The following is a 12,398-nucleotide window of genomic DNA, read 5'->3' as shown; positions in this document are numbered from 1 at the left end:
CCCTCCGGCTGCTGCCGGCGGGGGCCTTCCGCGTGGTCGGGACGGTTTACGGCTCGAACTTGTAGCCCAGGCCGCGGACGGTGACCAGGTAGCGCGGCGCGCCCGGGTCCGGCTCGATCTTGGCCCGCAGGCGCTTCACGTGGACGTCCAGGGTCTTGGTGTCGCCGACGTAGTCCGCGCCCCACACCCGGTCGATCAGCTGCATCCGGGTGAGCACCCGGCCCGCGTTGCGCAGCAGCATCTCCAGCAGGTCGAACTCCTTGAGCGGCAGGTCGACCTTGGCGCCGTCCACGGTCACCACGTGGCGGTCCACGTCCATCCGGACCGGGCCCGCCTCCAGGGCGCCCGGGCCGCCACCGTTGTCGCCCGCGCCGCCGTCCTCGCCGCGGCGGCGCAGCACCGCGCGGATCCGCGCGACCAGCTCGCGGGTGGAGTACGGCTTCGTGACGTAGTCGTCAGCGCCTATCTCCAGACCGACGACCTTGTCGATCTCGCTGTCCTTGGCGGTCACCATGATCACCGGGACGTTGGAGCGCACCCGGAGCTGGCGGCAGACCTCGGTGCCCGGCAGGCCCGGCAGCATCAGGTCGAGCAGGACGAGGTCGGCACCGTTGCGTTCGAACTGCTCCAGGGCGTCGGGGCCGGTGGCGGCGACGGCCACCTCGAAGCCCTCCTTGCGGAGCATGTACGAGAGGGCGTCGCTGAACGACTCCTCGTCCTCGACCACCAGTACTCGGGTCACGATCAGGCCTCCGGGGCAAGCTGGGGGGTTGTGTCTGACAGATGTTGTTCCCGCTCCCCGGCGGGGAGCGAACGGTCCGTACGGTCCGTGGTGAGGGTTCGGGGTGCGGCGGCGGGTCCGGCGGGGCCGCCGGCCGGCACGTGGTCCGGCTCGTCGTCGAACGCGTCGTGGGGCTCGTCCTGCGCGGGTGCCTGTCCGGCGGGCAGGCGGATGGTGAAGGTCGAACCCTGGCCCTCGACGCTCCACACCGAGACGGTGCCGCCGTGCGAGGCCGCGACGTGCTTGACGATGGACAGGCCCAGGCCGGTGCCACCGGTCGCCCGGGAGCGGGCGGGGTCGACACGGTAGAACCGCTCGAAGACCCGCTCGCGGTCCTTCTCGGAGATACCGATGCCCTGGTCGGTGACCGAGATCTCGATGAGCTCGCCGTCCGCCTCCCCGAGCGCCGCGGCGCTGGAGATGCGGCGGGTGGCGATGGCCACCCGGGTACGGGGCGGGCTGTAGTTGACGGCGTTCTCGACCAGGTTGCCGAGCGCGGCGGCGAGCTGGCCGCGGTTGCCGTGCAGGTAGAGGCCGGCAATGCCGCCCGCCGCGATCAGGATCTGCTTGGCGGCGGCCTGCTGGCGGCAGCGGTCGATCGCCTCGGCGATCAGCTCGTCCACCGCGACCGGCTCCGGGTCGACCATGAGCCGGTCGTCCTGGACCCGGGAGAGGTCGATGATCTCCTGGACCAGGCTGGCCAGCCGGGTCGCCTCGACCTGCATCCGGCCGGCGAAGCGCTGCACCGCCTCCGGGTCGTCGGACGCGTCGGCGACGGCCTCGGAGAGCAGCGACAGGGCGCCGACCGGGGTCTTGAGCTCGTGGCTGACGTTGGCCACGAAGTCCCGGCGGACGGCCTCCACCCGGCGCCGCTCGGTCTGGTCCTCGACCAGCACCAGCACCAGCCGGGAGCCCAGCGGGGCCACCCGGACCGAGACCGCGAGCGGCTCCGTCGCGCGGGCCGCGCCCGGCCGGGGCACCTCCAGCTCGACCTGGCGGATCTCGCCGTCCCGGCGGGTGGAGCGGGCCAGTGCCAGCATCTGGTCCACGGCGACGGCGCCGCCGCGCACCAGGCCCATCGCGTACGCCGCCGAGCTGGCCTTGACCACCTCGTCGCCCTCGCCCAGCACGATCGCGCAGGAGCGGAGCACGGAGAGCACGGTGTCGACCCCCGGCGGCAGCGGCGGCTCGGGGTTGCCGGTGCCCAGCGACTGGTACCGGCCGTGGTTCCTGCCGCCGGTTCCGCTGTACTTGCCCTTGGCCTGCTCGCGCTCACTCCAGCGGAAGGCGATGGAGGCGGTGAGGCCGACGCCGAGCCCGGCTATGGCACAGGCAGCGGCGGCGGCCACGTTCACGTCCATGTGGCCAGCGTAAGCGCACGGCCAGGGCAGTCCCCAAGCGCTGGATCAAGGCATCGACCACGCGTTGCCGAGAATTCACCTTCAGGTAGCTGCCGATTCACCGTAGCGGCCGTGCATCGTCGCCCTGACGGCGGAAAGTTGGCCAGGCAGCCCGTGTGGGAGAGATCGGTGTGCCCAACAGCGGCCACCGGCTCGGGTGTGCGCGTACGATGCGCGCCACCAGCAGCGGTCACCCGGACACCGGAACGACGGTCGGACGGGCCGGCCGGTCGGCACCGCCACCGACACAGCTACTGAGGAGAGAACATGCGCGACGCGTACCACGAGGAACTCGATGCGATCGGCGACAGCCTGGTCGAGATGGCCCGGCTCGTCGGCTCTGCCCTGGGCCGCGCCACCACCGCCCTCCTCGACGCGGACCTGGCGCTGGCGGAGAGCGTGATCGCCGCCGACGAGAAGATCAACGAGCTGCACCACGAGCTGGAGAACCGGGCCATCGACCTGCTGGCCCGCCAGCAGCCGGTCGCCACCGACCTGCGCATCGTCGTCACCTCGCTGCGGATGAGCGCCGACCTGGAGCGCTGCGGCGACCTCGCCCGGCACGTCGCCAAGGTCGCGCGGATGCGCTACCCCGACACCGCCGTGCCGCGCGACCTGCACTCCACCGTCCTGGAGATGGGCCAGCTCGCCCAGCGCCTGGTGGCCAAGGCCGGCCTGGTCATCGCCACCAAGGACGTCGACAAGGCGCTGGAGATGGAGCAGGACGACGACGCGATCGACACCCTGCACCGCGAGCTGCTGTCGCACCTGATCGACGAGCGCTGGCACCACGGCATCGAGACCGCCGTCGACATCACCCTGGTCGGCCGCTACTACGAGCGTTTCGCGGACCACGCGGTGTCGGTCGCCAAGCGCGTGGTGTACCTGGTGACGGGCGAGCACGTGGCCGAGTTCGTGGCCGCCACCGAGGCCGCCGAGGCCGCGCCGGTCGACTGACCGCCGGTACGGGCCCGGCCGGGCGCGGGCCCGGCCGAGTGCGAGCAATGCCGGGCGCGGGCCCTGCCGGCCCCGGCGTTGCGGCTCACGGCACAGCTGCTCACGGCTCCCCCGAGGGGCGGCGAGTAAACCTGGGACGAGGGTGGTGCGGGCGCACGGTCTTCCGTGCGCCCCACCACTGCGCGCCCGTTGACGCCCCCTCCGTCCGGCGGTTTCACTCGACATCGGGGGCACAGGACTGTGCCCGTCACTAGGAGGGAAGCTCGATGAAGGCCAACCCGACCCGACCGGCAACCGCCCACGACACCGTCGAGCCACTCGCCCCGAAGCTGCTTCCCGTCCTCGCGGCCGGCTGCGGCTGCGGCCCCGGCTGCGGCTGCGGCTGCCAGTCCGGCGCCCCCTGCCAGTGCGGCGGCGCCGACGGCGGCTGCTGCGGCCACTGAGCGGTCCGCCGCCCGAGGTGTCCCCCGAGGTGCACGGCCCACCGGCGGCCGTGCACCTCGTCCGTTCCCGCGGGCCTCAGAACCGGACGTCGGAGCAGGAGTAGAAGGCGTTCCCGGTGTCGGAGATCGTCCAGACCGCGACGACCACCTGGTGTCCGGTGCGCCCGCTCGGCACGGTCGCGGTGTGGCTGAGCGTGCTCGGCACCTGCTTCCCGCCGTACGGGACGGTCAGGAAGGGCGTCAGGTCCAGGTCGGCCCGGGTGACCGGCCGGCTCGCGTCGTAGCCCGGCTTGGTCATGTAGTACCGGAAGTCGGTGGTCGCGTGCCGGGCGGTGAACGTCCAGGTGAAGGTGAGCGACCGGCCCGCCGTCACCGGCGTGGTCGGCCAGGCGCCCCCGTGCGGGTCGTCCAGCTCGGCGAAGCGCGAGTTGCCGCCGGCGCAGATGGTGCCGTCCGAGGGGCCGAGGGACGGGAAGCCCTTGGGGCCCTCGACGCTCTGCGGCTCCCACTGGATGTCACCGCAGTCCCAGGGGACGGCGCTCGTGTGCACGTCGCAGAGCGCGGCTCTGCTGGGCGGGGTCGAGATCCAGCCGTGGGACGAGGCCGGGGAGGCGAGGGTCAGCGGGATCGCCAGCGCGGCGGCGACCGCCGCGACGATGTGGCGTGTGCGCATGGTGCTCCTCCGTGGGGGTGGATGGAGTGTGCGCCGGGGGCGCAGACGCGCGCGCGTGGGGGTGCGGCGGCCCGGACGGGGAGATCCTGGCATGCCTGCGCCAGTCCGGTGCCCTCACGGTAGGAGTCGCCACCTAGGCCGTCAATGGTCTGAACCATTTTGTCGCCACCTGCCCAACTCTCGTGTTGGACAGGCGGGTTGACCCCGAAGCGACCGGAACGAACGAAGACCCCGCCGCCCGGTCTGCCGGGGCGGCGGGGCCGTTTCGCCAGGTGGGCTACTTCTTGCCCTGGTTCTTGACCGCCTCGATGGCGGCCGCGGCGGCGTCCGGGTCGAGGTAGCGGCCGCCCTTGGCGACGGGCTTGAAGTCGGCGTCCAGCTCGTACACCAGCGGGATGCCGGTCGGGATGTTCAGGCCGGCGATGGCCTCGTCGGAGACGCCGTCGAGGTGCTTGACCAGCGCACGCAGGCTGTTGCCGTGGGCGGTGACCAGGACGGTCCGGCCGGCGGCGAGGTCCGGGACGATGGCGTCGTACCAGTACGGGAGTATCCGCTCGACGACGTCCTTCAGGCACTCGGTGCGCGGACGCAGCTCGCTCGGGATCTCGGCGTAGCGCGGGTCGGCGGCCTGCGAGTACTCGGCGTCGTCGGCCAGCACCGGCGGCGGGGTGTCGTACGAGCGGCGCCACAGCTGGAACTGCTCCTCGCCGAACTCGGCCAGGGTCTGGGCCTTGTCCTTGCCCTGCAGCGCGCCGTAGTGGCGCTCGTTCAGCCGCCAGCTGCGGTTGACCGGGATCCAGTGCCGGTCGGCCTTGTCCAGGGCGATCTGGGAGGTGCGGATGGCGCGGCGCAGCAGCGAAGTGTGCACCACGTCGGGGAGCAGACCCTCGGCGGCCAGGAGCTCGCCACCGCGGGCGGCCTCCTTCTCGCCCTTCTCGTTGAGGTCGACATCGACCCAACCGGTGAACAGGTTCTTCTGGTTCCACTGGCTCTCGCCGTGGCGGAGCAGGATGAGTCGGTACGTCGTGTCAGCCATGGCCCCCAGCTTAGTGGGGGGTCGAAAAACCCCTGGTGGGGACCTTCGACCGATGTGTAATGTGTGCTGCACGCATCTGACACTTACATGCGTCGGCTGACCGGGCCTGCCGCACCGCTCGGCGGACGCCCACCCCCGGGAGCCCCCACATGCTCGTCGCCCTGGCCGCCAACCCCCGGCTCCGAAGACTCGTGCACGAGACGGTGGGCGGGCTGCCGCGGCAGTTCTGGTGGCTCTGGGTGAGCACGCTGGTGAACAAGCTCGGCGCGTTCGTGGTCACCTTCCTGGCACTGTACTTGACGGTCGACCGGGGGTACTCGGCCTCCTACGCGGGCCTGGTGGCCTCGCTGTTCGGCCTGGGTTCGGCCGTCGCGGCGATCCTCGCGGGCGTGCTGGCCGACCGGATCGGGCGCCGGCCCACGCTGGTCGCCGCCCAGCTCGGCACCGCGCTGTTCACCGCCGTGCTCGGTTTCGCGGACGGCCAGGTGGCGATCGCCGCGGTGGCCTTCCTGGTGGGCCTGTGCAACAACGCCACCCGCCCGCCCACCTCGGCGATCATCGCCGACCTGGTGCCGGCCGAGGACCGGGTCCGCGCGTACTCGCTGAACTACTGGGCGATCAACATCGGCTTCGGCCTCTCCGCCGCCGTGGCCGGCCTGATCGCCACCCACGGCTACCTCACGCTCTTCCTGCTGGACGCGCTCACCACCGTGGTCTGCGCGGTGGTGATCTTCGTCCGGATTCCGGAGACCAGGCCGCAGGCCTCCCCCGACCAGGCGGCGGGCTCCGCCGAACCACAGGTCAGCCTGCTGTCGGTGTTCCGGGACGCCCCCTTCATGGCGCTGGTCGGGCTGACCCTGCTGCTCGCGCTGGTCTTCCAGCAGGGCAGCACCACGCTGGCCGTGGACATGGGCGCCTCCGGCATCACCTCCAGCGAGTACGGCCTGGTCATCGGCCTGAACGGGCTGCTGATCGTGGTCCTCCAGATCCCGCTCACCCGGTGGATGGAGGGCCGCTCGCGGACCGGACTGCTGATCACCAGCTGCCTGCTCACCGGCTGGGGCTTCGGGCTGGCCGCGCTGGCCGGGTCCTCGGCCTGGCTGTTCGCGCTCTCGGTGGCGGTCTGGACGGTCGGCGAGATCCTCAACACGCCGGTGATGATGGGCCTGGTCGCCGAGCTGGCGCCGACCCACGGGCGCGGCCGCTACCAGGGCGTGCACAGCCTCTCCTGGTCGCTCGCTTCGTTCCTCGGCCCGGCGGGCGGCGGGCTGCTGCTCCAGCACGCCGGGCCGGCCGTGCTCTGGACGGCCTGCGGAGCGGTCGGGACGGTCACCGCGCTCGGGTACGTCGTGCTGGCCCGCCGCACCGGTGCGGCGGGGCGTCGCCGGCCCGCGGTGACAGAAGTCCCGGCGCCCGCGGCGGAGGTCCCGGCGCCCGCGGTGGAGCAGGCCGGGAAGGCTCCGGCGGGCGCCTGACCGGACGGGTCAGCCGGCGTCCGGGGCGTCCGCCTGCGGGGTCTGCGGCGCGGCCAGGTGGGCGAAGGCGGCCAGGTTGCGGGTGGACTCCCCGCGCTTGGTCCGCCACTCCCACTCGCGCCGGATCGCCGTGGCGAAGCCCAGCTCCAGCAGGGTGTCGAACGGCTCGTCCGCGTTCTCCAGCACCGTCCCGAGCAGCCGGTCCACGACCTGCGGGGTGAGCGCCTCCAGCGGCAGCCGGCCCGCCAGGTAGACGTCGCCGAGCGCGTCGACCGCGTACCCGACGCCGTACAGCCTGGTGTTGCGCTCCAGCAGCCAGCGGTAGACGGCCTCGTGGTTCTCGTCCGGACGGCGGATCACGAAGGCGTTCACCGACAGGGTGTGGTCGCCGACCCGCAGGGCGCAGGCGGTGCTCAGCTTCCGGGTGCCCGGGAGGGCCGCCACCAGCGTGTACGGGTCGGCGGCGGCCGGCTCCCAGGCCACCCCGGCGTCGTCCAGGGCGGTGCGCAGGAGGGTCAGGGCCTCGTCCTTGGTGCGGATTGCCATGAGGGTGACGTTACTCGCCGGTACCGGGCGGGCGCAGCCTCAGGTCGGCCGATACCGGGCGGGCGCAGCCTCAGGCCAGCCGCCGACGGGCCGCGGCCAGTCGGCCGGCCGGGCGGGCCATGCTGCCGGCGTACACCTCGGCGGTGGTCGCCGCGGCGGTGTCCCAGCCGAAGCCGGACGCGTGCCGGGCCGCCGCCTCGCCGCGCCGGGCCGCCAGGCCCCGGTCGGTGATGTAGGGCTCCAGTGCGTACGACCACTCCAGCGGGTCGTGGCCGGACACCAGGGTGCCGGTCTCGCCGTCCCGCACCGCGACCGGCAGACCGCCGACCGCGGCCGCCACCACCGGGGTGCCGCAGGCCTGCGCCTCCAGCGCGACCAGCCCGAAGGACTCGCTGTACGAGGGCATCGCCAGCGCCGTCGCCGCCCGGTACCAGTCCGCGAGCTGCGGCTGGCCGACCGGCGGGTGGAACCGCACCACATCGCAGATGCCCAGCTGGGCGGCGAGCTTGTGCAGGCTCTCCGGCCGGGCCAGCCCGGTGCCGGAGGGCCCGCCGACCACCGGCACCACCAGGCGCTCGCGCAGCTCCGGGCGGCGCCCCAGCAACGCGGCGACCGCCCGCAGCAGCACGTCCGGGGCCTTCAGCGGCTGGATCCGGCCGGCGAACAGCAGCACCGCGGCGTCCTGCGGCAGGCCCAGCCGGGCCCGCGCGGCGGCGGGCGTCCCCGGCCCGCCGGGACGGAAGACGTCCAGGTTGACCCCGGGGTGGACGACGGCCAGCTGGTCCGGCCGGGCGGCGTAGTGCAGCGCCAGCTCGGCGGCCTCCTCGGTGGTGTTGGCGATCAGCCGGTCGGCCGCCTCCACCACCTGGGTCTCCCCGATCACCCGGGCCGCGGGCTCGGGCGTGTCACCCTCGGCCAGCGCGGCGTTCTTGACCTTCGCCATGGTGTGCATGGTGTGCACCAGCGGCACCCCCCAGCGCTGCGCGGCCAGCCAGCCGACCTGCCCGGAGAGCCAGTAGTGCGAGTGCACCAGGTCGTAGTGGCCGGGGCGGTGGCCCGCCTCCGTCCGCAGCACCCCGTGGGTGAAGGCGCACAGCTGGGCCGGCAGGTCCTCCTTGACCAGACCCTCGTACGGCCCGGCGGTGACGTGGCGGACCAGTACGCCCGGGGCCAGCTCGACCGTCGGCGCGTCGTCCGAGCAGATCGACCGGGTGAACACCTCGACCTCGATGTTGAGCTCGGCCAAGCGCTTGGCCAGCTCGACGATGTAGACGTTCATCCCGCCGGCGTCCCCGGTGCCGGGCTGGTGCAGCGGCGAGGTGTGGACGCTCAGCATCGCTATCCGGCGCGGGCGGCGGCGGCCGGGGACGAGCGACTGGAGCCGGCCGCGTGCGGGGGCGGCGGGCTGGGCACGGCGTACCGAACGGACGGGGTGCTGGATCACCTGGCTGAAGCCTCCTCTGTGCGGCCCGTCGAGGCGGTCCGCACCGGGCCGCCCGTTGTCCGGTGTGCGCTGCCCCGTCCGGGCACACATCACCGCCAGTGTGCCAACCACACGAACCGCGTCCGGCATTCCCGCCCCGTCCCACCGGCCGGAGCGGTCGCCATCGCCCCAGGTCAGCACGGTTCCGCCGGCGGCCCGACTACCCTTCTGGGCATGGCTGCCTCCTTCGACCCCGCAACCGCCGCGCCCGCCCGCGGACGGACCGGGCGCCCGGTCGGGACGGTCACCCGGGGCACCACCAACACCAACCGGCTGCGCCGGATGGACCGCTGGATCGCCCACACCCTCGGCCGGGCGCTGCGCGGCGCCGAGCGCCCGCCGGTCGCGGTGGACCTCGGCTACGGCGCCGCGCCGTGGACCGCCGTCGAGCTGGCCGGGCGGCTGCGCACGGTGCGGCCGGACGTCCGGGTGGTCGGGATCGAGATCGAGCCGGAGCGGGTCGCCGCCGCGGTGCCGTACGCCGAGCCGCCGCTGCTCACCTTCCGGCGCGGGGGCTTCGAGGTGCCGCTGGACGGCGGCGCGCCGGCCCAGCTGATCCGGGCCGCCAACGTGCTGCGGCAGTACGACGAGTCGGCGGTGGCCGGCGTGTGGGAGCGGCTGTGCGCACGGCTCGCCCCGGACGGGCTGCTGGTCGAGGGCACCTGCGACGAGATCGGGCGGCGGCACGTCTGGGTCGCGCTCGGCCCGGAGGGACCCCGGACGGTGACCTTCGCGGCCCGGCTGGGCGGCCTGGGCCAGCCCTCCGACCTGGCCGAGCGGCTACCGAAGGCGCTGATCCACCACAACGTGCCGGGGCGGCCGGTGCACACCTTCCTGACCGAGTTCGACCGGGCCTGGGCGGCGGCCGCGCCGTACGGGGCGTTCGGGGCCCGGCAGCGCTGGGTGGCGGCCTGCACGGCGATGGCGGGCAGCTGGCCGCTGGTGGACGCGCGCGGGCGGTGGCGGCAGGGCGAGGTCACGGTGCCCTGGTCGGCGCTCGCGCCGTAGCCGTCGCGGGGGCGGTGGGGCCCGGCAGCGCCGGGTGGCGGCCTGCGCGGCGCCGGCGGGCAGGGAGCGCACGGCCGCCGGTGCACGCGGGAGCTGGTGAGCGACCCGACGCATTCACTCGAACGAGTTATCGAATATCTCTGGCGTGTTGACGCCTCGGCACGCCACGATGGACCCGGCCGAGCGGCGCCACCACACGCCGCCCGGTCGGCACCACGCCCAGCCCGCCGTCAGCCGTCCTGCTCGGACAGCTCCCGCCGGACCCGTTCGAACACCTCGTACATCTCCGACCCGAACAGCACGAACCGCACCTCCGCCAGCTCCGCCCCCGCCTCCGCGTCACCACCGTCCAGCACCTCCGCGACGGTGCCGAGCGCGATCCGGGCCGCGTCCGCCGGCGGCCAGCCGTAGATCCCGGCCGACACGGCCGGGAAGGCCACCGTGCGCGCGCCGAGCGCCGCCGCGGTGCGCAGCGACTCGCGATAGCAGGAGGCCAGCAGCTCCGCCCGCTCCTCGTACTCCTCCGCCCGGTACACCGGCCCGACGGTGTGCACCACCCACCGGGCCGGCAGCCGCCCGGCCGTCGTCGCCACCGCCCGACCGGTGGGGAGCCCCTTGCCCCAGTGCGAGGCCCGCAGCCGGCGGCACTCCTCCAGGATCTGCGGCCCGCCCCTGCGGTGGATCGCGCCGTCCACCCCGCCACCGCCCAGCAAGGACGAGTTGGCGGCGTTCACCACCGCGTCCACCGGCTGTTCCGTGATGTCACCCTCCACCAGGGTGATCCGTGCCACCATCTCCAGCTCCCTCCCCCGGGCCGCCCGGCCGCCGCCGGGACGGGAACCGAGTCGTCGTCCGAGTCCAGTCACCACACCGCCACCGGCGTGGCAATAACCACAACGGCGCCGGTCGGCCAGAGAAATCCCCGGAGATCACGTTATGGTCGCGAGAAGTTCCCCGACGCGCGGTGCCAGGCGGGCACTGCGGACGGACGCCGACCGTTACGCAGTCAGGGAAAGGGAGGAACCACCGATGCCCGCAACGGGAGACGGGCGGGCACCTGGTGCCGCGGACCTGGCGGGCGCCCATGGCGGCGCCCCCGTCGGTCATGCCCGCAACCGCGCCACGACCGGACCGGCCACGGCGGCTCCCCCGATACCCCACCCCCGCTCGCGGGCCGCGCACGCCTCCCACCCGTCCCACATCTCCGAGCCGGGAGGCCCTGCGGGGGCGGACGGGCCGGCCGACGACGCGCCGCTGCGGCTGCTGGTCATCGAGGACGACGCCTCGGACGCCCAGCTGATCAAGGCCGCGGCGGCCGACAGCGGCGCCTCGATCGAGATCCACTGGGCCCGTGGGCTGGACCAGGCCACCGAACTGCTCGCCCCGCCCGCGCCCTGGGCCCGGCGCGGGCGTTCCCGCACCCCCGAGTTCGGCTGCGTGCTGCTCGACCTCGCCGCGCCCGCCGACCTGCCGCACCCGTCCGACTCCTCGGACGGGCTGGAAGGCCTGCACGAGCTGCTCCGCCGGGCCCCGCACACCCCGGTCGTCGTGCTCACCGACGCCGCCGGAGCCGAACTCGGTGCGGCCGCCGTCGCGGCCGGCGCCCAGGACTTCCTGCTGAAGCACGAGACGGACGGCCCGTTGCTCGCCCGCGCCCTGCGCTACGCCGTCGAGCGCAAGCGCGCCGACGAGTCCCAGCGCCGCCTGGTCGAGGCGGAGTTGCGCGGCCAGGAGAACGCCCGCCTCCAGCGCCACCTGCTGCCCACCCCGCTGCTCGACGGCGCCGGGCTCTCCTTCACCCGGCGCTACCGCCCCGGCCGCCGCCGCGCACTGCTCGGCGGCGACTTCTACGACGCCGTGCGCACCGACGACGGCACCGTCCACGTCGTGATCGGCGACGTCTGCGGCCACGGCCCGGACGAGGCCGCGCTCGGTGTCGCGCTCCGGATAGCGTGGCGCACCCTGGTCTTCGCGGGCCTCACCGGCGAGGCCCTGCTCACCACCCTCCAGCACGTGCTGGAGCACGAGCGGCGCAGCGACGAGATCTTCGCGACGCTCTGCATGCTGGTCATCGAGCCCGCCGCCGACAGCGGCCGCGACTCGCCCGGCACCGGCGAGCGGGCCCGGCTCTACCTCGCCGGGCACCCGGCGCCGCTGCTGCTCGGCCGGGACCACGGGCCGATCACCCTGCCCGCCGACCTCGCCGGGCCCGCGCTCGGCCTGTTGCCGTGCCACGACGGGCAGGCCGCCTGGCCCGCCCACGAGGTCGAACTTCCGGCCGGCTGGCGGCTGTTGCTCTACACCGACGGACTGATCGAGGGCCGGGTCGGGGCCGGGTCGCGCCGGCTGGGCCAGGACGGGCTCGCGGACCTGGTCGGCGACCACCAGGCCGCCGGGCTGACCCGGGGGCGGCTGGTCGACAGCGCCATCGCCGAGGTCGAGGAGCTGAACGGCGGCGCGCTGACCGACGACGTCGCGGTGCTGCTGCTGGAGCGCAACCCGGTGCAGCTGATCCTGGGCTGACGGACGCACGGGCGAATACGTCGGCGAGCACGCGGGCGGGCGGACAACGCGGCGGCCCGGGTGGGTGAACTCC

At 74.2% G+C, this 12,398-nt stretch carries 12 protein-coding genes; 5 read left to right on the top strand and 7 right to left on the bottom strand.

All coding sequences use genetic code 11. The features are described from left to right. Positions 1–46: 46 nt before the first annotated feature. Together ACFU7Y_RS27635 and ACFU7Y_RS27630 are read right to left on the bottom strand one after the other, a co-directional pair. Complete coding sequence (locus ACFU7Y_RS27635) at positions 47–742, bottom strand: response regulator transcription factor (protein ID WP_031069385.1); 696 nt, start codon at positions 740–742, stop codon at positions 47–49. Positions 743–744: 2 nt separating this feature from the next. Beyond that, positions 745–2,142, bottom strand: a complete 1,398-nt coding sequence (locus ACFU7Y_RS27630) for a cell wall metabolism sensor histidine kinase WalK (RefSeq protein WP_224282643.1) — start codon at positions 2,140–2,142, stop codon at positions 745–747. A 306-nt stretch (positions 2,143–2,448) separates the two neighbouring features. On the opposite strand from ACFU7Y_RS27630, the gene phoU reads away from it, so the two are divergent. Both phoU and ACFU7Y_RS27620 read left to right on the top strand, forming a co-directional pair. Beyond that, complete coding sequence (gene phoU, locus ACFU7Y_RS27625) at positions 2,449–3,138, top strand: phosphate signaling complex protein PhoU (RefSeq protein WP_224282644.1); 690 nt, start codon at positions 2,449–2,451, stop codon at positions 3,136–3,138. Between the two features lie 266 nt (positions 3,139–3,404). Further along, a complete protein-coding gene (locus ACFU7Y_RS27620) occupies positions 3,405–3,581 on the top strand; it encodes a hypothetical protein (protein ID WP_224282645.1) in 177 nt (58 codons plus the stop codon). Between the two features lie 76 nt (positions 3,582–3,657). Here ACFU7Y_RS27620 and ACFU7Y_RS27615 read toward each other — a convergent pair whose 3' ends face one another. Both ACFU7Y_RS27615 and ACFU7Y_RS27610 read right to left on the bottom strand, forming a co-directional pair. Beyond that, complete coding sequence (locus tag ACFU7Y_RS27615; protein WP_224282646.1) at positions 3,658–4,254, bottom strand: lytic polysaccharide monooxygenase; 597 nt, start codon at positions 4,252–4,254, stop codon at positions 3,658–3,660. 277 nt (positions 4,255–4,531) lie between these two features. After that, complete coding sequence (locus tag ACFU7Y_RS27610) at positions 4,532–5,290, bottom strand: phosphoglyceromutase (protein ID WP_380770004.1); 759 nt, start codon at positions 5,288–5,290, stop codon at positions 4,532–4,534. 149 nt (positions 5,291–5,439) lie between these two features. On the opposite strand from ACFU7Y_RS27610, the gene ACFU7Y_RS27605 reads away from it, so the two are divergent. Beyond that, on the top strand, positions 5,440–6,765 hold the full coding sequence (locus tag ACFU7Y_RS27605; protein ID WP_380770003.1) for an MDR family MFS transporter: 1,326 nt from the start codon (positions 5,440–5,442) through the stop codon (positions 6,763–6,765). A 9-nt stretch (positions 6,766–6,774) separates the two neighbouring features. Here ACFU7Y_RS27605 and ACFU7Y_RS27600 read toward each other — a convergent pair whose 3' ends face one another. After that, positions 6,775–7,311: a YbjN domain-containing protein gene (locus ACFU7Y_RS27600; RefSeq protein WP_224282649.1), complete on the bottom strand. Its 537-nt coding sequence runs from the start codon at positions 7,309–7,311 to the stop codon at positions 6,775–6,777. 70 nt (positions 7,312–7,381) lie between these two features. Beyond that, positions 7,382–8,752: a D-inositol-3-phosphate glycosyltransferase gene (mshA, locus tag ACFU7Y_RS27595; protein WP_380770005.1), complete on the bottom strand. Its 1,371-nt coding sequence runs from the start codon at positions 8,750–8,752 to the stop codon at positions 7,382–7,384. Positions 8,753–8,968: 216 nt separating this feature from the next. Between mshA and ACFU7Y_RS27590 the strand changes: the two genes are divergently transcribed. Continuing rightward, positions 8,969–9,802 (top strand): class I SAM-dependent methyltransferase, encoded by an 834-nt coding sequence (locus ACFU7Y_RS27590; protein ID WP_380770002.1) that lies wholly within the window; start codon positions 8,969–8,971, stop codon positions 9,800–9,802. Positions 9,803–10,032: 230 nt separating this feature from the next. Here ACFU7Y_RS27590 and ACFU7Y_RS27585 read toward each other — a convergent pair whose 3' ends face one another. Beyond that, positions 10,033–10,596, bottom strand: coding sequence for an O-acetyl-ADP-ribose deacetylase (locus tag ACFU7Y_RS27585; RefSeq protein ID WP_224285170.1), 564 nt, complete (start codon positions 10,594–10,596; stop codon positions 10,033–10,035). A 235-nt stretch (positions 10,597–10,831) separates the two neighbouring features. Here ACFU7Y_RS27585 and ACFU7Y_RS27580 point away from each other — a divergent pair, with 235 nt between their 5' ends. Then, complete coding sequence (locus ACFU7Y_RS27580) at positions 10,832–12,325, top strand: PP2C family protein-serine/threonine phosphatase (protein ID WP_224285171.1); 1,494 nt, start codon at positions 10,832–10,834, stop codon at positions 12,323–12,325. Positions 12,326–12,398: the final 73 nt, after the last annotated feature.

This window comes from Kitasatospora sp. NPDC057542 (assembly GCF_042801945.1).
Classification (GTDB): Bacteria; Actinomycetota; Actinomycetes; order Streptomycetales; family Streptomycetaceae; genus Kitasatospora.
Note: the sequence above shows the minus strand (reverse complement) of the source record. Positions and strands in the feature narration are given on the sequence as shown.

Bases quoted from the DNA above. Each gene is read 5' to 3' on its own strand.
- ACFU7Y_RS27630 (WP_224282643.1), bottom strand. From the start codon at position 2,142: ATGGACGTGAACGTGGCCGCCGCCGCTGCCTGTGCCATAGCCGGGCTC.
- phoU (WP_224282644.1), top strand. From the start codon at position 2,449: ATGCGCGACGCGTACCACGAGGAACTCGATGCGATCGGCGACAGCCTG.
- ACFU7Y_RS27620 (WP_224282645.1), top strand. From the start codon at position 3,405: ATGAAGGCCAACCCGACCCGACCGGCAACCGCCCACGACACCGTCGAG.
- ACFU7Y_RS27615 (WP_224282646.1), bottom strand. From the start codon at position 4,254: ATGCGCACACGCCACATCGTCGCGGCGGTCGCCGCCGCGCTGGCGATC.
- ACFU7Y_RS27610 (WP_380770004.1), bottom strand. From the start codon at position 5,290: ATGGCTGACACGACGTACCGACTCATCCTGCTCCGCCACGGCGAGAGC.
- ACFU7Y_RS27605 (WP_380770003.1), top strand. From the start codon at position 5,440: ATGCTCGTCGCCCTGGCCGCCAACCCCCGGCTCCGAAGACTCGTGCAC.
- ACFU7Y_RS27600 (WP_224282649.1), bottom strand. From the start codon at position 7,311: ATGGCAATCCGCACCAAGGACGAGGCCCTGACCCTCCTGCGCACCGCC.
- ACFU7Y_RS27590 (WP_380770002.1), top strand. From the start codon at position 8,969: ATGGCTGCCTCCTTCGACCCCGCAACCGCCGCGCCCGCCCGCGGACGG.
- ACFU7Y_RS27585 (WP_224285170.1), bottom strand. From the start codon at position 10,596: ATGGTGGCACGGATCACCCTGGTGGAGGGTGACATCACGGAACAGCCG.
- ACFU7Y_RS27580 (WP_224285171.1), top strand. From the start codon at position 10,832: ATGCCCGCAACGGGAGACGGGCGGGCACCTGGTGCCGCGGACCTGGCG.